The sequence below is a fragment of the Streptomyces sp. DSM 116793 genome (assembly GCF_057320905.1).
On record NZ_CM170494.1, the window covers coordinates 7,105,171 to 7,129,109 of the forward strand.

11 protein-coding genes and 2 rRNA genes are annotated in these 23,939 nt (G+C 69.3%); 12 read left to right on the forward strand and 1 reads right to left on the reverse strand.

Annotated elements, in window-relative coordinates:
- Positions 1 to 34: 34 nt before the first annotated feature.
- The 3 genes from ACSMXW_RS27950 (at position 35) to ACSMXW_RS27960 (ending at position 4,134) form a co-directional block, all read left to right on the forward strand.
- Positions 35 to 3,155: ribosomal RNA gene (locus ACSMXW_RS27950) — 23S ribosomal RNA — on the forward strand.
- Positions 3,156 to 3,246: 91 nt separating this feature from the next.
- Positions 3,247 to 3,363: ribosomal RNA gene (gene rrf, locus ACSMXW_RS27955) — 5S ribosomal RNA — on the forward strand.
- A 111-nt stretch (positions 3,364 to 3,474) separates the two neighbouring features.
- Complete coding sequence (locus ACSMXW_RS27960) at positions 3,475 to 4,134, forward strand: DegT/DnrJ/EryC1/StrS family aminotransferase (protein WP_485808363.1); 660 nt, start codon at positions 3,475 to 3,477, stop codon at positions 4,132 to 4,134.
- Positions 4,135 to 4,223: 89 nt separating this feature from the next.
- On the opposite strand, the gene ACSMXW_RS27965 is transcribed toward ACSMXW_RS27960, so the two are convergent.
- The gene (locus tag ACSMXW_RS27965) at positions 4,224 to 6,947 is read right to left on the reverse strand and encodes a SpoIIE family protein phosphatase (RefSeq protein WP_485800296.1); all 2,724 of its coding nucleotides are present in this window, start codon (positions 6,945 to 6,947) and stop codon (positions 4,224 to 4,226) included.
- Between the two features lie 288 nt (positions 6,948 to 7,235).
- On the opposite strand from ACSMXW_RS27965, the gene ACSMXW_RS27970 reads away from it, so the two are divergent.
- The 9 genes from ACSMXW_RS27970 to ACSMXW_RS28010 all read left to right on the forward strand — a co-directional run bounded on the left by ACSMXW_RS27970 (position 7,236) and on the right by ACSMXW_RS28010 (position 23,596).
- Complete coding sequence (locus tag ACSMXW_RS27970) at positions 7,236 to 12,737, forward strand: HAMP domain-containing protein (protein WP_485800298.1); 5,502 nt, start codon at positions 7,236 to 7,238, stop codon at positions 12,735 to 12,737.
- 287 nt (positions 12,738 to 13,024) lie between these two features.
- Positions 13,025 to 13,708, forward strand: a complete 684-nt coding sequence (locus ACSMXW_RS27975; protein WP_485800300.1) for a response regulator — start codon at positions 13,025 to 13,027, stop codon at positions 13,706 to 13,708.
- A 572-nt stretch (positions 13,709 to 14,280) separates the two neighbouring features.
- Positions 14,281 to 17,124, forward strand: coding sequence for a DNA translocase FtsK (locus tag ACSMXW_RS27980; protein ID WP_485800301.1), 2,844 nt, complete (start codon positions 14,281 to 14,283; stop codon positions 17,122 to 17,124).
- A gap of 463 nt (positions 17,125 to 17,587) precedes the next feature.
- A complete protein-coding gene (locus ACSMXW_RS27985) occupies positions 17,588 to 18,607 on the forward strand; it encodes a RodZ domain-containing protein (RefSeq protein WP_485800302.1) in 1,020 nt (339 codons plus the stop codon).
- Positions 18,608 to 18,687: 80 nt separating this feature from the next.
- A complete protein-coding gene (gene rimO / locus ACSMXW_RS27990; protein WP_485800304.1) occupies positions 18,688 to 20,319 on the forward strand; it encodes a 30S ribosomal protein S12 methylthiotransferase RimO in 1,632 nt (543 codons plus the stop codon).
- The gene (pgsA, locus tag ACSMXW_RS27995) at positions 20,316 to 21,197 is read left to right on the forward strand and encodes a CDP-diacylglycerol--glycerol-3-phosphate 3-phosphatidyltransferase (RefSeq protein ID WP_485800306.1); all 882 of its coding nucleotides are present in this window, start codon (positions 20,316 to 20,318) and stop codon (positions 21,195 to 21,197) included. Before rimO ends, pgsA begins: the two co-directional genes overlap by 4 nt.
- A complete protein-coding gene (locus ACSMXW_RS28000) occupies positions 21,194 to 21,718 on the forward strand; it encodes a CinA family protein (RefSeq protein ID WP_485800307.1) in 525 nt (174 codons plus the stop codon). Before pgsA ends, ACSMXW_RS28000 begins: the two co-directional genes overlap by 4 nt.
- A gap of 109 nt (positions 21,719 to 21,827) precedes the next feature.
- Complete coding sequence (locus ACSMXW_RS28005; RefSeq protein ID WP_485800309.1) at positions 21,828 to 22,208, forward strand: helix-turn-helix domain-containing protein; 381 nt, start codon at positions 21,828 to 21,830, stop codon at positions 22,206 to 22,208.
- Positions 22,209 to 22,735: 527 nt separating this feature from the next.
- The gene (locus tag ACSMXW_RS28010; protein WP_485800311.1) at positions 22,736 to 23,596 is read left to right on the forward strand and encodes an Fpg/Nei family DNA glycosylase; all 861 of its coding nucleotides are present in this window, start codon (positions 22,736 to 22,738) and stop codon (positions 23,594 to 23,596) included.
- Positions 23,597 to 23,939: the final 343 nt, after the last annotated feature.

Consider the following 23,939-nt stretch of genomic DNA (forward strand, 5'->3'; position numbering starts at 1 on the left):
GTTTGAGAACTGCACAGTGGACGCGAGCATCTGTGGCCAAGTTTTTAAGGGCGCACGGTGGATGCCTTGGCACCAGGAACCGATGAAGGACGTGGGAGGCCGCGATAGGCCCCGGGGAGCTGTCAACCGAGCTGTGATCCGGGGGTGTCCGAATGGGGAAACCCGGCAGTCGTTATGGGCTGTCACCCATACCTGAACTCATAGGGTATGTGGAGGGAACGCGGGGAAGTGAAACATCTCAGTACCCGCAGGAAGAGAAAACAACCGTGATTCCGGGAGTAGTGGCGAGCGAAACTGGATGAGGCTAAACCTTGAGCGTGTGAGACCCGGCAGGGGTTGCGTTCAGGGGGTTGTGGGAGCGAGCTTCAGCAGTCTGCCGGCTGTTGGGTGAGTTAGAAACCGTTGATGTAGGCGAAGGGCATGCGAAAGGCCCGGCGTAGAGGGTAAGACCCCCGTAGCTGAAATGTCAGCGGCTCACTTGTTTGTTTCCCGAGTAGCATGGGGCCCGAGAAATCCTGTGTGAATCTGGCGGGACCACCCGCTAAGCCTAAATATTCCCTGGTGACCGATAGCGGATAGTACCGTGAGGGAATGGTGAAAAGTACCCCGGGAGGGGAGTGAAATAGTACCTGAAACCGTGTGCCTACAAGCCGTGGGAGCGTCGGAATGGAGTTTGCTTCATTCTCGTGACTGCGTGCCTTTTGAAGAATGAGCCTGCGAGTTTGCGGCATGTTGCGAGGTTAACCTGTTGTGGGGGAGCCGTAGCGAAAGCGAGTCCGAACAGGGCGGTGGAGTAGCGTGCTCAAGACCCGAAGCGGAGTGATCTAGCCATGGGCAGGTTGAAGCGGCTGTAAGAGGTCGTGGAGGACCGAACCCACCAGGGTTGAAAACCTGGGGGATGACCTGTGGTTAGGGGTGAAAGGCCAATCAAACTCCGTGATAGCTGGTTCTCCCCGAAATGCATTTAGGTGCAGCGTCGTGTGTTTCTTGCCGGAGGTAGAGCACTGGATAGGCGATGGGCCTTACCGGGTTACTGACCTTAGCCAAACTCCGAATGCCGGTAAGTGAGAGCGCGGCAGTGAGACTGTGGGGGATAAGCTCCATGGTCGAGAGGGAAACAGCCCAGAGCATCGACTAAGGCCCCTAAGCGTGTGCTAAGTGGGAAAGGATGTGGAGTCGCAGAGACAACCAGGAGGTTGGCTTAGAAGCAGCCATCCTTGAAAGAGTGCGTAATAGCTCACTGGTCTAGTGATTCCGCGCCGATAATGTAGCGGGGCTCAAGCACACCGCCGAAGTCGTGTCATTGCGATATTACTCTTAACGGAGATCGTGATGGGTAGGGGAGCGTCGTCTGCTGGGTGAAGCAGCACCGGAAGGTAGTTGTGGACGGTTGACGAGTGAGAATGCAGGCATGAGTAGCGATTCACACGTGGGAAACGTGTGCGCCGATTGACTAAGGGTTCCTGGGTCAAGCTGATCTGCCCAGGGTAAGTCGGGACCTAAGGCGAGGCCGACAGGCGTAGTCGATGGATAACCGGTTGATATTCCGGTACCCGCTGTGAAGCGTCAAACATTGAATCCAGTGATGCTAAGCCCGTGAAGCCGCCCTGGAGCCTTCGGGTGAAGGGGAGTGGTGGAGCCGGTGGCCCGAGCTGGTAGTAGGTGAGTGATGGGGTGACGCAGGAAGGTAGTCCATCCCGGGCGGTGGTTGTCCCGGGGTAAGGGTGTAGCCCGTCAGGTAGGTAAATCCGCCTGGCTTGTGGGTGAGGCCTGATGCCGAGCCGATTGTGGTGAAGTGGATGATCCTATGCTGTCGAGAAAAGCCTCTAGCGAGTTTTGTGGCGGCCCGTACCCTAAACCGACTCAGGTGGTCTGGTAGAGAATACCGAGGCGTTCGGGTGAACTATGGTTAAGGAACTCGGCAAAATGCCCCCGTAACTTCGGGAGAAGGGGGGCCATTCCTGGTGATCGCCCGTGCGGTGTGAGCTGGGGGTGGCCGCAGAGACCAGCGAGAAGCGACTGTTTACTAAAAACACAGGTCCGTGCGAAGCCGTAAGGCGATGTATACGGACTGACGCCTGCCCGGTGCTGGAACGTTAAGGGGACCGGTTAGCTCACTTTCGGGTGGGCGAAGCTGAGAACTTAAGCGCCAGTAAACGGCGGTGGTAACTATAACCATCCTAAGGTAGCGAAATTCCTTGTCGGGTAAGTTCCGACCTGCACGAATGGCGTAACGACTTCTTGACTGTCTCAACCATAGGCCCGGTGAAATTGCAGTACGAGTAAAGATGCTCGTTTCGCGCAGCAGGACGGAAAGACCCCGGGACCTTTACTATAGTTTGATATTGGTGTTCGGTTCGGCTTGTGTAGGATAGGTGGGAGACTGTGAAGCGGGCACGCCAGTGTTCGTGGAGTCGTTGTTGAAATACCACTCTGGTCGTGCTGGATGTCTAACCTGGGTCCGTGATCCGGATCAGGGACAGTGTCTGATGGGTAGTTTAACTGGGGCGGTTGCCTCCTAAAGGGTAACGGAGGCGCCCAAAGGTTCCCTCAGCCTGGTTGGTAATCAGGTGTTGAGTGTAAGTGCACAAGGGAGCTTGACTGTGAGACTGACGGGTCGAGCAGGGACGAAAGTCGGGACTAGTGATCCGGCGGTGGCTTGTGGAAGCGCCGTCGCTCAACGGATAAAAGGTACCCCGGGGATAACAGGCTGATCTTCCCCAAGAGTCCATATCGACGGGATGGTTTGGCACCTCGATGTCGGCTCGTCGCATCCTGGGGCTGGAGTCGGTCCCAAGGGTTGGGCTGTTCGCCCATTAAAGCGGTACGCGAGCTGGGTTTAGAACGTCGTGAGACAGTTCGGTCCCTATCCGCTGTGCGCGTAGGAGTCTTGAGAAGGGCTGTCCCTAGTACGAGAGGACCGGGACGGACGAACCTCTGGTGTGCCAGTTGTCCTGCCAAGGGCACGGCTGGTTGGCTACGTTCGGGAGGGATAACCGCTGAAAGCATCTAAGCGGGAAGCCTGCTTCGAGATGAGGGCTCCCACCTACTTGATGGGGTAAGGCTCCCAGTAGACGACTGGGTTGATAGGCCAGGTCTGGAAGCACCGCAAGGTGTGGAGGTGACTGGTACTAATAGGCCGAGGGCTTGTCCTCAGGTGCTCGCGTCCACTGTGTTGGTTCTGAAACCACGAACAATCACGCTAGTCCGTCTTGGTTGGCGGGGGTTGTGGTTGGTGGTGTGTGTTTCGGTGGTTATAGCGTGGGGGAAACGCCCGGTTACATTCCGAACCCGGAAGCTAAGCCTTACAGCGCCGATGGTACTGCAGGGGGGACCCTGTGGGAGAGTAGGACGCCGCCGAACTCCTTTTGAAAATGGTCCCGGAACTTCGGTTCCGGGACCATTTTCATTTGCCCCCTCTTTACGCGCCGTTCACGTACCGAGGCCACCATCCGTCATATGGGGACTCTTGAACTGCTGCGTGCGGCAGGTATCGGAGCGGGCGACGAGGTCATCGTTCCCGCATTCGGAAATATCGAGGCGACCGAGGCCGTCGCCCGAGCCGGGGCCCTCCCCGTCTTCGCCGACATCGACCCGGCGAGTTACTGTCTCGATCCCGGCGCCGTGGCCGCCGCCGTGAACGCGCGCACCGCCGGTGTGATCGCCGTGCACCGTTTCGGGCATCCCTGCGACCTTGCGCGGCTGCACGACATCGGCCGGAAGCACGCCCTCCTTGTGCTGGAACAGACCGAACGCGACGCCGCGTTCGACGGAATCGCCCAGCGCCGCGCGCACGCCGAGCTGCTGAACGAGCGCCTCACCGGTGTGCTCACCCCCGCCGGCTGCCCCGGACACACCTACGAGCAGTACGTCGTCCGTGTGCCGGGGAACGGGCGGCCCGACCGCGACGCCTTCGCCCGTGCCCTGCGCGCCCGCGGCATCGCCTGCCAGGTCCCCGTGAAGACACCGGTGCACCGGCTGCCACGGTTCCGTCGCGACATAAGCCTGCCGGAGACGGAACGCGCCGCCGACGAGACACTCGCCATGCCCGTGGACGCGGCCCTCGGTCACCGGGACATCCGCCGTACCATCTCCGTCTGCAACGCCCTAGGCGGCCTCCTCCAGCCCGCCTAGACCGGCCACGGGGTCGCGGGCCACCCGCCCGCGACCCGCCGGCACGGGTACCGGCGCCGCAACCGGCGCGCCCCGCGCGGACGGCCCGGTCACACGGACGGCGGCTCCGGTACCCGCATCGCCAGGATGGCCATGTCGTCCGAGGGAGCGTCGGAAGCGAAGCGTTCCACCGCACGCAGGATGCGGGCCGCCACCGCGCCGGCGGTCAGGCCCGTGCAGGTGGTGAGGACGTCCGTGAGGCCGTCGTCGCCGAGCATGCGGGTGCCCTCGCGGCGCTCCGTCACGCCGTCCGTGACGCACAGCAGGACATCGCCCGGATCCAGCGTCACCGTCTGCTCGTAGAGGTCGAGATCCTCCATGACGCCCAGCAGCGGCTGAGGCTCCGCCGCCGGCTCCACCGAGCCGTCCTGACGCAGCCGCAGGGGCAGCGGATGGCCGGCGCAGACCACCTTCAGCAGCGCACTGCCATCCTCCTGGGGCCACAACTCCCCGTACAGCAGGGTCAGGAACCGGCTGCGCGCGCCCTCGTCCAGGATGGCGGCGTTGAGTCGCTCCAGGACGGCGGGCCCGCCGAACCCCTCACGGGCCAGCAGCCGCAGCGCATGGCGGGCGAGACCCGTGACCGCCGCCGCCTCGGGGCCCGTGCCGCAGACATCGCCGATGGCGAAGCCGTACGCGCCGTCGGAGATGGGGAAGAGGTCGTAGAAGTCGCCGCCGACCTCGTTGCCCTCGCCCGCCGCGCGGTAGATGACCTCGACCTCCACACCGGGCACCTCCGGCAGCTCCGGCGGCAGCAGACTGCGTTGCAGGGACTGGCTGATGGCGGTGCGCTCCGAGTACAGCCGGGCGTTGTCCAGCGCGAGCGCCGCCCTGCGTGACAGGTCCTCGGCCAGCTCCAGGATCTCCTGGCGGAAATGGTCGTCGGAGGGCTTGCCGAGCGTCAGCATCCCGATCACACGGTTGCGGGCGACCAGCGGCAGGACGACGGTCTCGCCGCCGACCGCGGACGCCGTCGCCAGGGTGGTCCCGATGCCGGAGGAGACCGTGGCCGGCTCCCTGAGGTCGATGTTCCTGAGCGACCTCTGCAGTGCCGCCTGGTGGGCCGCCTCCGCGGGCGCCTTCCAGACCCGCGCGCCGGGCGTGGGCACCGGGTCCGGCGGGACGATCTTCGACAGCAGCTCCTTGAGGCCGTCGATGCGCTCCTCGTCCTCGTGCAGCACATAGGAGAGGTCGGGCTCGGAGGACTGGTCGGCGATGGTGTAGACCGCGCACCACGTCGCCAGCGTGGGCACCGTCATCTGCGCCATCAGCGCGAGAGTCTGGTCGCGGTCCAGGGTGCCGGCGAGCAGGTCGGAGGCCTCCACCAGGAAGGACAGGGAGCCGCGGCGCAGCCGCTCCAACTCGCCCAGGCGGGCCGACTCCACGGCGAGGGCGATGCGGTCCGCGGCGAACTGGAGCCGCAGCGCCTCCTCGTTCGAATACCGGGCCGGGGCCTCCGCGGCCACGCCCAGGGAGCCCGTGAGGCGGCCCTCCACCTTCAGGGGCACGGTCACGACGGAGCGCATGCCCGTCCCGTCGAGCAGCGGGACGGCGCCCTGGACGACGGACAGGTCCTCGTGGACGGCGGGCATCCGGGCCGTTCCGAAACGGCCGTGGCCGGCCTCCACGGGCACCCGGGCGAATCTCTGGCGCGCGGACGGCAGGCCCGTGGAGGCGCGCACCTCCAGCTCCGTCTCGTCGTCCGTGGCCAGCAGCAGGAACGCGGCGTCGCCGTCGAGCATGTCCCGGGCGCGCTCGACCGTGCGCTGGAGCAGGCCGTCCAGGTCGTCCGGCGCGGGGGAGCCGATGAAGACCTCGAAGGGGTCGGCGGCCTGGCCCTCGGCGCTCACCGCGGGGTCGGACGACGGCGGACGCAGCGGCGTCTGCAGGACGGCCCGCTCGTGGTCGCGCACCAGCAGGCAGACGGTGGAGGGCTCGCCGTCGGCGTCCCGGACGCGCAGGTGCGAGGCGTAGACGGGGACGACCCGGCCGGAGGCGCTGCGGATGCCGTAGCTGCCCTCCCAGCGGGAGAGCTGGAGGGCGTCGGCTACCCCGGTGCTGGTGCCCGGGGTGTGCGGCCAGGCGGCGAAGTCGGTCAGGGGCTTGCCGACGACCTGTTCCTCCGGGTAGCCGAAGAGCTCCTCGGCGTCCTCGTTCCACGCGGTCAGGGAGCCCGTGCGGTCGATCTGGGCGACGGCGACGCGGACCCGGCCGTCGGTCAGCGGCAGAAGGTTCACCGGCAGCGGTGGTCCCGCGGTACGAGTGCCGACGGGGCGTTCGGGGGAGGTGAGCTGGAACCACACCTGCTTGTGGGTGCGGGAGTACTCGACGCCCCAGCGGCTGGCGAGCGCGGCACACAGCTGCAGGCCGCGGCCCCCCTCGCTGTCGGGGCTGCCCATGTCCACGGGCGAGTGCTGGACGGGCACCTCGCGCTCCGGATAGCGGTCGGCGACCTCGATGCGCACTCCGTCGGCGGCGCGCAGGCAGAGCACTTCGGCGGAGGTGCCGGCGTGGACGACGGCGTTGGTGACGAGTTCACTGGTCAGGACCACGGCGTCGTCCGCGATGTCGGTGAGGCCCCAGCCCTGCAGGGTGTCGCGCACGAAGGAGCGGGCCGTGGCGACGGAGCGCCCCACGGGTTCGAAGGTGGCGGCCGCGCGCGCGGTGATCACAGAACTCCTCGTCCGGGTCTCGATGTGCCTCTGCCTTCGGCCGGTCCCGTCGTCAGGCCGGTCCGGGGATTGTCCCCCGGGCAGGTGCACTCCGGTGGTCATGGTGCGGCCGCCCCTCCGATACCCGCTCGTACTCGTGCTTCCGCCCAGCCCGGCACCCGGCATGGTTGGACAGCCGCATGCCAGGTTACTTACCTTCGCCGTCTGTGCGGATGCCGCCCGTAAGAGTTTCCGTCCAGAGGGTGTGCGGAGGGTGTGGGAAGCTGCCGAACTGTTATGGCCTGGTTCCGCAAGGGTGAAACACTGGGCACGCTTCAAGAGAGAACAGTCTTCTGAGAACGAGCTTCAAGAGAGCCCGAGCAAAAGGTCGACCCCTGCGGGAGGGACACGGTGGAGTCTGGCGCAGCGACGCGGAACACGCGCGCACAAGGCGGACAGTCCCCAACTAAACCGCGTACATCGCGGCAAAACGGGACAACCGCCGTGGATACGGCTGCCCTGCACAAGTTGCTCGCGGCGTTGGTGGCGATGCGTGACGGCAACTTCCGTAAACGCCTCACGGTCTCGGGTGACGACGTCATGGCCGACATCGCCGCCGTGTTCAACGAGGTCGCCGAGCGCAATCTCCATCTGACGGGCGAGCTGTCCCGGGTGCGGCGTGTGGTGGGCCGTGAGGGGAAACTCACGGAGCGGCTGGACGGTGGGGGCGGTGAGGGCTCCTGGGCGGCCGCCATCAAGGCGTCGAACGCGCTGGTGGACGACCTGGTGCGCCCGGTGTCCGAGGTCGGCAGAGTGCTCACGGCCGTGGCCCAGGGCGACCTCGAACAGCGGATGGAGCTGCGCACGCCCTCGCCGGACGGCGGCGACCGGCCGCTGCGGGGCGAGTTCCTGAAGGTCGGCCGGACCGTCAACAACCTGGTCGACCAGCTCTCCACGTTCACCGACGAGGTCACCAGAGTGGCCAGCGAGGTGGGTACGGAGGGCAAGCTCGGCGGGCAGGCCCGGGTGCGGGGCATGTCGGGTTCCTGGAAGGACCTCACGGACTCCGTCAACACCATGGCGGAACGGCTCACCGCCCAGGTCCGTGACATCGCTCTCGTCACCACCGCCGTGGCGCGGGGTGATCTGTCCAGGAAAGTCACGGTTCATGTGGCCGGCGAGATGCTGGAGCTGAAGAACACCGTCAACACGATGGTCGACCAGCTCTCGTCGTTCTCGTCCGAGGTGACGCGGGTCGCACGCGAGGTGGGTACCGAGGGCGAGCTGGGCGGCCAGGCCCGGGTGCCGGGTGTGGCCGGGGTGTGGAAGGACCTCACCGACTCGGTGAACCTCATGGCCGGCAACCTCACCGCGCAGGTGCGCGGTATCGCGCAGGTCACCACGGCCGTCGCCAACGGCGACCTGTCGCAGAAGGTGACGGTCAGCGCACGCGGCGAGGTGGCCCAGCTCGCCGAGACCATCAACCAGATGACGGAGACGCTGCGCACCTTCGCCGACGAGGTCACCCGCGTCGCCAACGAGGTCGGTGCCGAGGGCCGGCTGGGCGGCCAGGCGAATGTGCCCGGTGCGGCGGGCACGTGGAAGGACCTCACCGATTCGGTGAACACGGTTTTCCGGAATCTGACCACTCAGGTGCGGGACATCGCCACGGTGACGATGGCGGTGGCGAACGGCGACCTGTCGCAGAAGGTCACCGTCGATGTCGCGGGCGAGATGCTGGAGCTGAAGAACACCGTCAACACGATGGTGGACTGGCTCTCCTCGTTCGGTGCGGAAGTCACCCGGGTGGCGCGGGAGATCGGCGTCGAGGGCGAGCTGGGCGGCCAGGCGCAGGTGCCGGGCGCCGCGGGCACATGGAAGGACCTCACCGACTCGGTGAACACGGCCTTCCGCAACCTCACAGGACAGGTCCGCAACATCGCCCAGGTGACGACGGCGGTGGCCAACGGCGACCTGTCGCAGAAGGTCACCGTGGACGTCTCCGGCGAGATGCTCCAGTTGAAGAACACCGTCAACAGCATGGTGGACCAGCTCTCCAGCTTCGCCGACCAGGTGACGCGGATCTCCCGGGACGTGGGCACGGAGGGCCGCCTCGGCGGCCAGGCCCGGGTGGACGGCGTCAGCGGTACCTGGAAGGAGTTGACGGACTCCGTCAACTTCATGGCGGGCAACCTGACCTCGCAGGTGCGGCAGATCGCCCAGGTCACCACGGCCGTCGCGCGCGGCGACCTGTCCCAGAAGATCGACGTGGACGCGCGCGGCGAGATCCTGGAGCTCAAGAACACCATCAACACGATGGTCGACCAGCTCTCCGCGTTCGCCGACCAGGTGACGAGGGTCGCCCGCGAGGTCGGCACGGAGGGCCGGCTGGGCGGCCAGGCGCAGGTGCCGGGCGTGGCGGGTGTCTGGCGGGACCTGACGGACTCGGTGAACGGCATGGCCGGGAACCTCACCGCGCAGGTGCGCAACATCGCCCAGGTGGCGACCGCGGTGGCCCGCGGCGACCTGTCCCAGAAGATCGGCGTGGACGCCCGGGGCGAGATCCTGGAGCTGAAGAACACCCTGAACACCATGGTCGACCAGCTCTCGAACTTCGCGGAGCAGGTCACCCGGGTGGCGCGTGAGGTGGGTACCGAGGGCATCCTCGGCGGCCAGGCCGAGGTGCAGGGCGTCTCCGGCACCTGGAAGGACCTCACCCAGTCCGTCAACTTCATGGCCAACAACCTCACCATCCAGGTGAGGAACATCGCAGAGGTGACGACGGCGGTCGCCATGGGCGACCTGTCGAAGAAGATCACCGTCGACGCCAAGGGCGAGATCCTGGAACTGGTGACCACCGTGAACACCATGGTGGACCAGCTCTCGAACTTCGCCGAACAGGTGACCCGGGTGGCCCGCGAGGTGGGCACCGAGGGCAACCTGGGCGGTCAGGCCAGGGTGCCGGGGGTCACCGGCATCTGGAAGGACCTCAGCGACAACGTCAACCTGATGGCCAAGAACCTGACCAGCCAGGTGCGGAACATCTCCCAGGTCGCCACCGCGGTCGCCAACGGCGACCTGACCAAGAAGGTGACCGTGGAGGCCAGCGGCGAGGTCGCCCAGCTCGCGGACACCGTCAACACCATGGTGAAGACGCTGTCGTCGTTCGCCGACGAGGTGACCCGGGTGGCCCGCGAGGTGGGCACCGACGGGATCCTGGGCGGCCAGGCGCGGGTGCCCGGCGTCTCGGGCACCTGGAAGGACCTCACCGAGTCCGTGAACTCGATGGCGTCCAACCTCACCGGCCAGGTTCGCAACATCGCGATGGTCACCACCGCGATCGCCAAGGGCGACCTCACGAAGAAGATCGACATCGACGCCCGCGGCGAGATCCTGGAACTGAAGACCACCATCAACACGATGGTCGACCAGCTCTCCAGCTTCGCCGAGCAGGTCACCAGGGTGGCCCGCGAAGTGGGCACCGAGGGCCAGCTCGGCGGCCAGGCCCGGGTGCGGGACGTGGACGGCACCTGGCGCGACCTGACCGAGTCCGTGAACGAGATGGCCGGCAACCTCACCCGTCAGGTGCGCGCGATCGCGGCCGTGGCCACCGCGGTGACCCGCGGCGACCTCAACCTGAAGATCGACGTGGACGCCGCCGGCGAGATCCAGGTCCTGCAGGACAACATCAACACGATGATCGCCAACCTGCGGGACACCACCATCGCCAACAAGGAGCAGGACTGGCTGAAGGGCAACCTGGCCCGCATCTCCGGCCTGATGCAGGGCCGCAGGGACCTGGAGGACGTCGCCTCCCTCATCATGAGCGAGCTGACGCCGGTGGTCTCCGCGCAGCACGGCGCGTTCTTCCTGGCGCTGCCCACGGACGACGCCCAGGACCTGGCGACGGCCTCCGACGACGCCTACGAGCTGCGGATGCTCGGCAGTTACGGCTACTCGATGGGCTCCATGCCGACGTCCTTCAAGCCCGGTGAGACGCTGATCGGGACGGCCGCCAAGGAGCGGCGGACGATCCTGGTGGAGAACGTGCCACCGGGCTACCTGAAGATCGCCTCCGGGCTCGGTGAGGCGCCGCCCGCGCACGTCATCGTGCTCCCCGTGCTCTTCGAGGGCACGGTGCTCGGCGTCATCGAGCTGGCCTCGTTCCAGCCCTTCACCCAGATCCAGAAGGACTTTCTGAACCAGATCGCCGAGATGATCGCGACGAGCGTCAACACCATCAGCGTCAACACCAAGACCGAGGTGCTGCTGAAGCAGTCCCAGGAGCTGACCGAGCAGCTCAGGGAGCGCTCCGCCGAGCTGGAGAACCGGCAGAAGGCGCTGGAGGAGTCCAATGCCGAGCTGGAGGAGAAGGCCGAACTGCTCGCCCAGCAGAACCGCGACATCGAGGTGAAGAACACCGAGATCGAGGAGGCCCGCCAGGTCCTGGAGGAGCGGGCGGAGCAACTGGCCGTGTCGATGCGCTACAAGAGCGAGTTCCTCGCGAACATGTCGCACGAGCTGCGCACCCCGCTCAACTCCCTGCTGATCCTGGCCAAGCTCCTCGCCGACAACGCCGAGGGGAACCTCTCCCCGAAGCAGGTCGAGTTCGCGGAGACCATCCACGGCGCCGGCTCCGACCTGTTGCAGCTCATCAACGACATCCTGGACCTGACGAAGGTCGAGGCGGGCAAGATGGACGTCTCGCCGACGCGGATCTCGCTCGTCCAGCTGGTGGACTACGTGGAGGCCACCTTCCGGCCGCTCACCGCGGAGAAGGGACTCGACTTCTCCGTGCGGGTCTCGCCGGAGCTGCCCGCGACGCTGCACACCGACGAGCAGCGGCTGCTCCAGGTGCTGCGCAACCTGCTGTCGAACGCGGTGAAGTTCACCGACTCGGGAGCGGTGGAGCTGGTCATCAGGACCGCCGGCGCCGACGTGCCCGTGGCCATCCGCGAACAACTGCTGGAGACCGGCGCGCTGAGCGACCCGGACGCCGAGCTGATCGCGTTCTCCGTCACGGACACCGGCATCGGCATCGCGGCCAGCAAGATGCGGGTGATCTTCGAGGCGTTCAAGCAGGCCGACGGCACCACCAGCCGGAAGTACGGCGGCACCGGCCTCGGACTGTCCATCAGCCGGGAGATCGCCCGGCTGCTCGGCGGCGAGATCAACGCCGCGAGCGAACCGGGCCGCGGCTCCACGTTCACGCTGTACCTGCCGATGCACCCGAGTGAACTGACCACCGACTACGCCCAGCTCGCCCCGTCCATCGAGCCGGGCGACACCCTGACGGCCGTGGAGGACCCGGACACGCCCCCCGAGGTGAAGTCGTACCAGGACTCCCAGTCAGGGCCCGCCGCGCTCTTCAGGCGCCGTCGCAGGACCATCCCGCAGCTCCCCCCGGCCGAGGAGCACGTGAAGGCCGACGAGGACGGCACGCACGCGCCGGACGGCGTGGACGGTCCCCAGGATCCCCGTGCCGAGGCGGGCGCGGAGCGGGAGGCCGGCCCCGAGGAGTGGGGGGCCGCCGTGTTCGACGGTGAGAAGGTGCTCATCGTCGACGACGACATCCGCAATGTGTTCGCCCTCACCAGCGTCCTGGAGCAGCACGGTCTGGCCGTGCTGTACGCGGAGAACGGCCGGGAGGGCATCGAGGTGCTGGAGCAGCACGACGACGTCGCCGTGGTGCTGATGGACATCATGATGCCCGAGATGGACGGGTACGCCACGACGACCGCCATCCGGCGGATGCCGCAGTTCGCGGGCCTGCCGATCATCGCCCTCACCGCGAAGGCCATGAAGGGCGACCGGGAGAAGGCGATCGAGTCCGGCGCCTCCGACTACGTCACCAAGCCGGTCGATCCCGACCACCTGCTGTCGGTGATGCGGAGGTGGATGAGCGAGGGCTGACTGGCGTACGTTCACAGGTGGCAAAGTTGTAGCCTTGATCCGCTCCGGCGCCGTGTAGAACTGCGGTAATCGGGGAACCTTTTGGTCTCGCCCCGCGTTTCCGCAGTGTGCTGTGATCCATGCACGGTGACATGGCAGTGACAGGGTGTGGCGACAGGCGGGGTGCGGCTACGATGACCGGCACAAGGACGGACGGCGTAAGGGAGTCGTCCCCCGGGGCGGCGCCCGGTGTCGCCCCGAGTCCTTTGGACAGGGGAGGCCCCATGCCGGGGCGAGGAGGGCGGGCCATGGTGCAGAAGGCCAAGATCCTCCTGGTCGACGACCGGCCGGAGAATCTGCTGGCGCTGGAGGCCATCCTCTCTGCGCTCGATCAGACACTGGTGCGGGCGTCGTCCGGGGAGGAAGCGCTCAAAGCACTGCTCACGGACGATTTCGCAGTGATCCTGCTGGATGTCCAGATGCCGGGTATGGACGGATTCGAGACGGCGGCGCACATCAAGCGCCGCGAGCGCACCCGCGACATCCCGATCATCTTCCTCACCGCCATCAATCATGGCCCGCATCACACCTTCCGCGGCTACGCGGCCGGCGCGGTGGATTACATTTCGAAACCCTTCGACCCCTGGGTGCTGCGCGCCAAGGTCTCGGTGTTCGTCGAGCTGTATATGAAGAACTGCCAGCTGCGCGAGCAGGCCTCCCTGCTCCGCCTCCAGCTCGAAGGCAGCGGCAAGTCACCCGTGGGGGACGCGAAGGAGCCCGCCGGGCTGCTCGCGGAGCTGTCGGCCCGTCTCGCCGCGGTCGAGGAGCAGGCCGAGGCCCTGTCGAAGCAGCTGGACGACGACTCTGCGGACGCCTCCGCCGTGGCCACCGCCGCCCACCTGGAGCGCAAGCTCACCGGCCTGCGGCGGGCGCTCGACGCCCTGGAGCCGGGCACGGGCAACGGCGCCCCGCCGCTGCCCTCGCAGAACTGACGTCGCTTCCGGGCACCGCTCCCGGACACCGCTCCCGGACGGCCAAGGGCGCGCCCGCTGGCGGGAGACTCCCCACCGGCCGACGGGCCGGACCCCGGGCGGCGAAAGGTAAACCCTCGCGACTCCGCGCACCTGGGGCACCGGGGCGCCCCCGGAGTCCGGGGCCCCTCACTGTGTCCGGCATCTTTCCAGGGCGCCCGCGTAGTCCGGGGCATCCGGGGTATCCGGGGTACCGCACTCGACTGGCACCTCTCCGGAACGCCTCCGGGCGTCCGGGCGTCTCACGGTGTCCGCGAAGCTCTCCGGGGGCGCCTTGCGAAGTTCAGGGCGTCTTGTCGCAGTGTGTTCAGGGCGTCTTGCAGTATCCACGGGCACCTCGTGGCGTCCGGGCGTCTCGTGGCGCCCTGAGCGCCTCGTGGAGCCCGGGGCGGCCTCGCTGCCCATGCCGCCCGGCGCGGCCGCCACACGGGCGCCTGACAGGCCGTCAGCCTCCTCTCTCGCCGGGGGCGACACGAACGGGTGAAGCGTGGGCACACGTGTCCACCGAGGCCCACGGCGGTAATCTCACCCCCATGGCCTCACGTCAGTCCGCAGCCAAGAAGACGCCCGCGAAGAAGGCGGCCGCGCCGGCGAAGGGCACGGCGAAGAAGGCCGCACCGGGCTCCGGGCGGAAGGCCGCGGCGAAGAAGGCGCCCGCCCGCAAGTCTCCGGCGAAGAAGGCCCCCGCCAAGAAGGCCGCGCCCAAGCCGGCACCCAGCCCCACCGGGGGCGTCTACCGCATGGTGCGCGCCCTGTGGCTGGGCACCGCCCACACCGTGGGCGCCCTCTTCCGCGGCATCGGGCGCGGCGCCAAGGGCCTGGACCCCGCGCACCGCAAGGACGGCCTCGCGCTGCTGCTGCTCGGCATCGCGCTGATCGTCGCGGGAGGCACCTGGTCCAGCCTGGACGGCCCCGTGGGCGACCTGGTCGAGCTGCTGGTCACCGGCGCCTTCGGCCGGCTCGACCTGCTGGTGCCGATCCTCCTCGCCGCCATCGCCATCCGCCTCATCCGGCACCCCGAGCGCCCCGAGGCCAACGGCCGCATCGTGATCGGGCTCTCCGCCCTGGTCGTCGGCGTCCTCGGACAGGTGCACATCGCCTGCGGCTCGCCCGCCCGCAGCGACGGAATGCAGGGCATCCGGGACGCCGGCGGCCTCATCGGATGGGCCGTGGCCACCCCGCTGAGCCACACCCTCAGCGACGTCCTCGCGGTGCCGCTGCTGGTGCTGCTCACCGTCTTCGGCCTGCTGGTGGTCACCGCCACCCCCGTGAACGCCATCCCCCAGCGGCTGCGGCTGCTCGGCACCAGGCTCGGCATCGTGCACCCCGACCCCGGCGAGGACGCCGCCGAGGAGGCCGCCTACGAGGGCGACGACGCCCGGTACGAGGAGCAGTGGCGCGAGGCGCTGCCCCGCTCCCGCCGCCGCGGCGCGCCCGCGGAGCCGTACGACCACGAGGAGGCGGAGGAGCAGGCGCTCTCCAGGCGCCGCAAGGGACGCAGGGCCCCGGCCGGCGCCGGCACGGAGCCCGCGGCGGGCACGGACCGCCCGGCCGGCACGGGGCGGCCCATGGACCCGGTGGACGTGGCCGCGGCGGCCGCCGCCGCGCTCGACGGCGCCGTCCTGCACGGCATGCCGCCCTCGCCGCTGGTGGCCGACCTCACCCAGGGCGTCACCGTGGACCAGCGGCCGGGCCAGACCACACCGGTGCCGGCGGCCCGCGCCCGGCTCACCAAGGCCGACCAGGACACCCCGGCCGCGTCGGGCCCGGGCGCCCCCGACGGCACCGGAGCGGGTTCGGGCCCGGGAGACGGGTCCGGTGCGGTGCCCGACCTGACCAAGTCCGCCCCCGACGAGCCGCGCGCCCTGCCCCCGCGCGCCGAGCAGCTCCAGCTCTCCGGCGACATCACCTATGCGCTGCCCTCCCTTGACCTCCTGGAGCGCGGCGGCCCCGGAAAGGCGCGCAGCGCCGCCAACGACGCGGTGGTCGCGTCCCTCACCACCGTCTTCACCGAGTTCAAGGTCGACGCCCGCGTGACCGGCTTCACCCGCGGGCCCACGGTCACCCGCTACGAGGTCGAACTCGGCCCGGCCGTGAAGGTCGAACGCATCACGGCGCTCACCAAGAACATCGCCTACGCGGTCGCCAGCCCCGACGTGCGGATCATCAGCCCCATTCCCGGAAAGTCCGCGGTCGGCATCGAAATCCCCAACACCGACCGGGAAATGGTCAACCTGGGCGATGTGCTGCGCCTCGCGGACGCGGCCGAGGACGACCACCCGATGCTGGTGGCGCTCGGCAAGGACGTCGAGGGCGGTTATGTGATGGCGAACATCGCCAAGATGCCGCACGTCCTCGTGGCGGGCGCCACCGGCTCCGGCAAGTCGTCCTGCATCAACTGCCTGATCACCTCGATCATGATGCGCGCGACCCCCGAGGACGTCCGCATGGTGCTGGTCGACCCCAAGCGCGTCGAACTCACCGCCTACGAGGGCATTCCGCATCTGATCACCCCGATCATCACCAACCCCAAGCGCGCCGCCGAGGCTCTCCAGTGGGTCGTCCGCGAGATGGACCTGCGCTACGACGACCTCGCCGCCTACGGCTACCGGCACATCGACGACTTCAACGCCGCCGTGCGCAGCGGCAAGATCAAACCGCCGGAGGGCAGCGAGCGCGAGCTGCACCCGTACCCGTACCTGCTCGTGATCGTCGACGAGCTGGCGGACCTGATGATGGTCGCGCCCCGGGACGTCGAGGACGCCATCGTGCGCATCACCCAGCTCGCCCGCGCGGCCGGCATCCACCTGGTGCTCGCCACCCAGCGGCCCTCGGTGGACGTCGTCACGGGCCTGATCAAGGCGAACGTCCCCTCCCGGCTCGCCTTCGCCACCTCCTCGCTCGCCGACAGCCGCGTCATCCTCGACCAGCCGGGCGCCGAGAAGCTGATCGGCAAGGGTGACGGGCTCTTCCTGCCGATGGGCGCCAGCAAGCCGACCCGTATGCAGGGCGCCTTCGTCACCGAGGAGGAGGTCGCCCAGGTCGTCCAGCACTGCAAGGACCAGATGGCGCCGGTCTTCCGGGACGACGTCACCGTCGGCTCCAAGCAGAAGAAGGAGATCGACGAGGACATCGGCGACGACCTCGACCTGCTCTGCCAGGCCGCCGAACTCGTCGTCTCCACCCAGTTCGGCTCCACCTCGATGCTCCAGCGCAAGCTCCGTGTCGGCTTCGCCAAGGCCGGGCGGCTCATGGACCTCATGGAGTCCCGGAACATCGTCGGCCCCAGCGAGGGCTCCAAGGCACGTGACGTTCTTGTGAAGGCCGACGAGCTTGATGGAGTGCTCGCCGTGATCCGCGGGGAAGCTCAACCCTAGGGAGCGAAACCAGCGCTCGCGACGGACGGCGGGTCGCACACGGCGCACGAGTCGGCGCACACGCGACGCGGCACCTGTGCGGCCCCCGAAGCCGCGACGCCTCACCGCAGCTCCGGAGGGACGTGGTGGCGCCCATGGGGAATCAGGTGCGCAGGGCACTCGGGAGCACCCGGTCGAGCCGTGCGCCCGCCGAGTCGCCAGGGGCGTGGGGCAACCGTTTCGCTTCGGTATACGTCAAGTTGAGGAGAGGCGCATCATCGGCTTCCCCCATCGGGGAAAAGCCCCATCCGGATAGCGTATAAAACCCTCTCGCCCGGTTGCCCCGCCCTTTTGCACCCCCAATAAACTGAACCCCCAGCAGGTGGCTACACGCTCGAAAGGCGCCCCCGTGTCCATCGGCAACTCCCCTGAAACAGGCCGCCGCTCGGCGGAAGAAGGCCGTGCAACGGCCGAAAACGACCGTATGCCGGACGAAGAGGACCGCCGCCCGGAAGGCGGCGCTCGTCCGGCGACCGAGAACGTCCACCAGCGGGCCGGCGAGAGTCCGCCCGCGGAGCGGACTCCCCTCCTGTCGGACGACGACGATGAGTTCCTGGCGGCCGACGAGCTCCCGCCGCACGGCGACGAGCTCCCGCGGGACGCCGGCGAGCTCCCGCGGGACGCCGGCGACGGCCTCCTGGAGGACGACCGCCCCCTGGACGCCAGCGCCATCGGCCGCACCCTCCAGGGTGCCCGGCTCGACGCCGGACTGAGCATCGACGACATCAGTACCGCCACCCGGGTGCGCATCCCGATCGTTCAGGCGATCGAGCAGGACGACTTCAGCCGGTGCGGCGGCGACGTCTACGCCAAGGGCCACATCAAGACCCTCGCCCGCGCCGTCGGCCTCGACCCCGAGCCGCTGCTGGAGCGGTACGACGCCGAGTACGGCGCCCAGGAGGCGCCCACGCCCGCCACGCCCCTCTTCGAGGCCGAGCGGATCCGTCCCGAGCGCCGGAGCCCCAACTGGACCGCCGCCATGGTCGCCGCCATCGTCGTCGTCATCGGCTTCGTCGGCTTCACGCTCTTCCAGGGGAACACCCCCGCGGACAGTTCCGGAACACAGGCCGCCGAGGGTGCCAACCCGGCCGCGAGCAAGCCCGCTGCCAAGCCGCACCACCCCGCCAAGCCCGCCGCGCCCAAGCCCGGCCCCTCCGACAGCGCCATCGCCGCCGCCCCGCGCGACAAGGTGACGGTCATGATCAACGCCGCGCAGGGCCGCAGCTGGGTCTCGGCCAAGGACCACAACGGCCAACTGCTCTTCGACGGCACCCTCCAGAAGGGCCAGAAGAAGACCTTCCAGGACAGCGAGAAGATCGACCTCATCGTCGGCAACGCCGGCTCCGTCGAGCTTTTCGTGAACGGCAAGAAGATCGACAACCAGTTCCGGCCCGGTCAGGTGGGGCGCCTGTCGTACACCAAGGGCGATCCGGAGGTCGGCTGACCGGCGGTGAACAGCGCGTTCCGCACGACCCCGGCGCCCTGGGGGCGGGTACTGCCGGTGCGACGAAGTAACCTGAGCGCATGCCTGAACGCCGCACCGTCGCTCTCGTCACACTCGGCTGCGCCCGTAACGAGGTGGACTCGGAGGAGCTTGCAGGCCGCTTGGAGGTGGACGGCTGGCAGCTCGTGGAGGACGCCGAGGACGCGGACGTCGCCGTGGTCAACACGTGCGGCTTCGTGGAGGCCGCCAAGAAGGACTCCGTGGACGCGCTCCTCGAAGCCCATGACCTCAAGGGGCGCGGCAGGACCCAGGCCGTCGTCGCCGTCGGCTGCATGGCCGAGCGGTACGGCAAGGAGCTGGCCGACGCCCTCCCCGAAGCGGACGGCGTCCTCGGGTTCGACGACTACGCGGACATCTCCGACCGCCTGACGACCATCCTCGGCGGCGGCATCCACGCCTCCCACACTCCTCGCGACCGGCGCAAGCTGCTCCCCGTCAGCCCCGTGGAGCGGCAGCGGGCGGGCTCCGGCGTCGCACTGCCCGGACACGGCCCGGCGGCCACCCCGAAGACCTCCCCGGGGCAGGCCGCCGCCCCGGCCAGCGGGGCCCCCGCCCCGGCCACCGGGGCCCCTGCCCCGGGTGCCGAGCCGGATCTGACCGGGCAGCAGGCCGCCGAGCAGGCCCCCGCGGACCTCCCGCCCGGCCTCGCCCCCGCCTCCGGCCCCCGGGCTCCGCTGCGCCGCAGACTCGGCAGCTCACCGGTCGCCTCCGTCAAGCTCGCCTCCGGCTGCGACCGCCGCTGCACCTTCTGCGCCATCCCGTCCTTCCGGGGCTCCTTCATCTCCCGGCGCCCCTCCGACGTCCTCGCCGAGACCCGCTGGCTGGCCGAGCAGGGCGTCAAGGAGGTCATGCTCGTCTCCGAGAACAACACCTCGTACGGCAAGGACCTCGGCGACATCCGCCTCCTGGAGACGCTGCTGCCCGAGCTGGCGGGCGTGGACGGCATCGAGCGGGTGCGGGTGAGCTACCTCCAGCCGGCCGAGATGCGCCCCGGCCTGATCGACGTCCTCACGTCCACCGAGAAGGTCGCCCCCTACTTCGACCTCTCCTTCCAGCACTCCGCGCCCGGCGTGCTGCGCGCCATGCGGCGGTTCGGCGACACCGACCGGTTCCTCGAACTGCTCGAGCGGATCCGGGGCCGGGCGCCCCAGGCGGGCGTGCGGTCCAACTTCATCGTCGGCTTCCCCGGCGAGACCGAGGCCGACGTCGCCGAGCTGGAGCGCTTCCTCACCGCCGCGCGGCTGGATGCCATCGGCGTCTTCGGGTACTCCGACGAGGACGGCACGGAAGCCGCCGGTTTCGACGGCAAGCTGGGGGAGGACGAAGTGGCCGAGCGCCTCGCGCACATCTCCCGCCTGGCCGAGGAGCTCACCGTCCAGCGCGCGGAGGAGCGCCTCGGGGAGACCATCGAGGTGCTGGTGGAGTCGGCGGGCTCCGCGGACGGCACCGAGCCCGCCACGGGCCGCGCCGCGCACCAGGCGCCGGAGACGGACGGTCAGGTCCTGTTCACCGGTGGCGAAGCCGCCGCGAGGAACGGTGCGCGGCCCGCCGTCGGCCGTATGGTCGTGGCCAAGGTGGTCGGCACCGAGGGGGTCGACCTGATGGCCGAGGTCATCGACGGCGGCGTGGGTACCGAGGAGGCGGGCAGATGACCGGAGTCCCGGCATCCGCCACGGGCGGTTCCGGCAGGCCGGCGCCCGGGGGAAAGCTGGGCGCTGCGGCCGTCGACCAGGCCAGCCTGTGGAACGTCGCCAATCTGCTCACGATGATCCGGCTGCTGCTCGTGCCGGGCTTCATCGCCCTGATGATGGCCGGCGGCGGCTATGACCCGGCCTGGCGGTCGCTCGCCTGGGCGGCCTTCGCCATCGCCATGATCACTGACCTCTTCGACGGGCACCTCGCGCGCACCTACGACCTGGTCACGGATTTCGGGAAGATCGCCGACCCGATCGCGGACAAGGCGATCATGGGCGCCGCCCTGATCTGCCTCTCCGCGCTCGGCGAGCTCCCCTGGTGGGTGACCTGCGTCATCCTCGGCCGGGAGGTCGGCATCACCCTGCTGCGCTTCCTGGTGATCCGCTACGGGGTCATTCCGGCCAGCCGCGGCGGCAAGCTGAAGACGCTGGCGCAGGGCACCGCGGTCGGCATGTACGTCCTGGCGCTGACCGGGCCCCTGGCGTCGCTCCGCTTCTGGGTGATGGCGATCGCCGTGGCGCTCACCGTGCTGACCGGTCTCGACTATGTGAAACGTGCCATAGTCCTGCGGCAGCGCGGGCTGCGGCAGGGGCGCCCGGCGGGGGCGGCCGGGCCCGCGGGGGCCGAGAGCGCGGGAGCCGAGAGCGCGGGGAGCGAGCCCGTGGAGACCGGGCCGGTGGGGACCGAGCCCCTGGGGACCGGGCCGGCGGTGGGCGGTGAGCCCGCCGGGCGGCCCGGGGCGGCCCTGGCGGCGGAGGTCGCGGCCGGGCGCCGGCACGGTACGGAGGCGGAGGTACGCGCGGGGGAGCTCCGCCACGAGGAGCCGCCACGATGACGCCCGGGGCCGAGGCAGTGATGCGTCAGTTGCTTGCGCGCGGTGAGACACTAGCCGTAGCGGAGTCGCTGACCGGCGGTCTGGTGGCCGCCGAGCTGACGGTCGTACCCGGCGCTTCCAAGGTCTTCCGCGGCTCCGTGACCAGCTATGCGACCGACCTGAAGGAACAGCTCCTGGGTGTGGACGGGACGCTGCTCGCCGAGCGCGGCGCCGTCGATGCCGAGGTGGCGCTGCAGATGGCGCGCGGCGTGCGCCGGGCGCTCGGTGCCCACTGGGGCACGGCGACCACCGGCGTCGCCGGCCCGGATCCGCAGGACGGACAGCCCGTCGGCAAGGTCTTCGTGGCGGTCGCTGGACCGAACGGCGAGGAGAAAGTGGCCGAGCTGAGGTTGAACGGCGATCGAGCGGAAATCCGTATGGAGAGTGTACGGAGCGTGCTCAAACTGCTGCTTCAGCAGCTTTCCGGCGAACGGCCCGGGAAGAACCGGGCACAGGATACGGAACAGAACGGGGGGACTTGATGTTTGCAGCCCTCAGTGAACACGACATCGCTCCCCGCACAGCCGCTGCGGGAGGCGGTACGGTGGGGCGTAACGGAAGCGGCTACACGGTCCGAGGAGGGAGCCACCGATGATCCTGCTCCGTCGCCTGCTGGGTGACGTGCTGCGTCGGCAGCGCCAGCGCCAGGGCCGTACTCTGCGCGAAGTCTCCTCGTCCGCCCGAGTCTCGCTCGGCTATCTCTCCGAGGTGGAGCGGGGGCAGAAGGAGGCTTCCTCCGAGCTGCTCTCCGCCATCTGCGACGCGCTTGAGGTACGGATGTCCGAGCTCATGCACGAGGTGAGCGACGAACTCGCCCTCGCCGAGCTCGCCGAGTCGGCGGCAGCGACCGAACCGGTGCCGGCACCGGCAGCGGTGCACCCCATGCTGAACTCGGTATCGGTCGCCGGGGTCCCCCCGGAACGGGTGACGATCAAGGCACCCGCCGAAGCGGTGGACGTAGTCGCCGCCTGACAGACCCGCTGCGGTATGTCCCGGCGCCGCGTGTGCGCCGGGCGCCCACGGGGCCTGCAAGGCAGGTGGATGCCCCGTTCACCAGACGTAGGCAAGAGCACGGAGCCCCGGCCGGGGTGGCACGAACGTCGTGACCGCCCGAGCCGGGGCTCGTGGCGCATTCTGGCGCATTCCCGGGGTTCTCCCGAACTGAGGCGACCCTGGAGGCCGAGACCGCCCCCCGAGGCGGAGACCGCGACCGCCCTTGAAGCCGAGCCGCGCCCGCTGGAGCCGCGCCCGCTGGAGCCGCGACCGCTGGAGCCGCGCCCGCCCTCAGGAGCCGCGCCCTCCTGGAGCCGAGATCCCTCGGAGGCCGAGACCGCGACCGCCTCCAGGAGCCGCGTCCCCTTGGGGCCGAGATCCCCCGGAGGCCGAGACCGCGAGCGCGTCCAGGAGCCGCGCCCCCTGGAGCCGAGACCGCCCCCTGGAGCCCGAGGGCACCTGGGAGCCGAGCCACCCACCCCGGAGTCCATGACACCCTGGAAGTCATGCCCGAAGGAGACACCGTCTGGCAGGCCGCGCAGCGGCTGCACCGCAGCCTTGCGGGACGCGAGCTGACCCGCTCCGACCTGCGGGTGCCGGCCCATGCCACGGCCGATCTCACGGGGCGCACGGTCCTGGAGGTCGCACCGCGGGGAAAGCACCTGCTCACCCGGCTCGAAGGCGGCCTGACCCTCCACTCCCACCTGGGGATGGAGGGCTCGTGGAGGGTGTACGGGCCGGGCGAGCGCTGGCGGGGCGGCCCCGGGCATCAGATCCGGGCGATCCTGGGCACGGGCGGGGCCACGGCCGTGGGCTACCGACTGCCCGTCGTGGAACTGCTGCGCACCTCGGACGAGGCACGTGCTGTGGGGCACCTCGGCCCCGACCTGCTGGGCCCCGACTGGGACCCGGAGGCGGCTCTGGCCAACCTACTCCGTGATCCGTCCCGTGCGCTCGGCGAGGCCCTGCTCGACCAGCGCAATCTCGCCGGCGTGGGCAACGTCTACACATCCGAACTGTGCTTCCTGATCGGGGCCGGCCCCTGGCTTCCGGTGGGGGAACTGGCCACAGGAGCCCCTGAACGGCTCCTCGCCTTCGCCAAGCGGCTGCTGGAGGCGAACCGTACGGAGCCCAACCGCTCCACCACGGGCCGACGTGCCCCCCGCCTCTTCGTCTACGGCCGCGCCCCCCGCCCCTGCCTGCGCTGCGGCACCTCGATCCGAGTGGACACCCAGGGCGACGGCTCCCGGGAGCGCCCCACGTACTGGTGCCCCACATGCCAACCGGGCCCGTCTCCCCACCCCCACCCCACACCCAAGCCCAGGGCAGCCACCGCCCGCCGCACCTCCTGGCGCGCCTCCGGGTAACCCGCCGCCCCGACAGGGGCGCGGGGCGGGCGGTGGGCTGGGCGGTGTACGCCCTCAGGCGCGGGGCGGGCGGTGGGCTCGGCGGTGTACGCCCTGTCAGGCGCGGGGGACTGCGTGAGCAGCCACCACGGCGGTCGGTCCGGGCATGACTGAACGTGTCCTTCCGGGTCGGTCGCGGGAGCTGGTCCCGGGCTGCCCGGGGTGGCGGGGATGGGGGGTGCGCCTCGCCAGGGGCGCGGGGAACTGCGCGAACGGCCCCCGCGGACAGCAGGTCCGGAGACGACCGCGCACACCCCACCCGGCGGAGCCCACAGCGCCCGGCGCACAGGCCCGCACAGAGCCC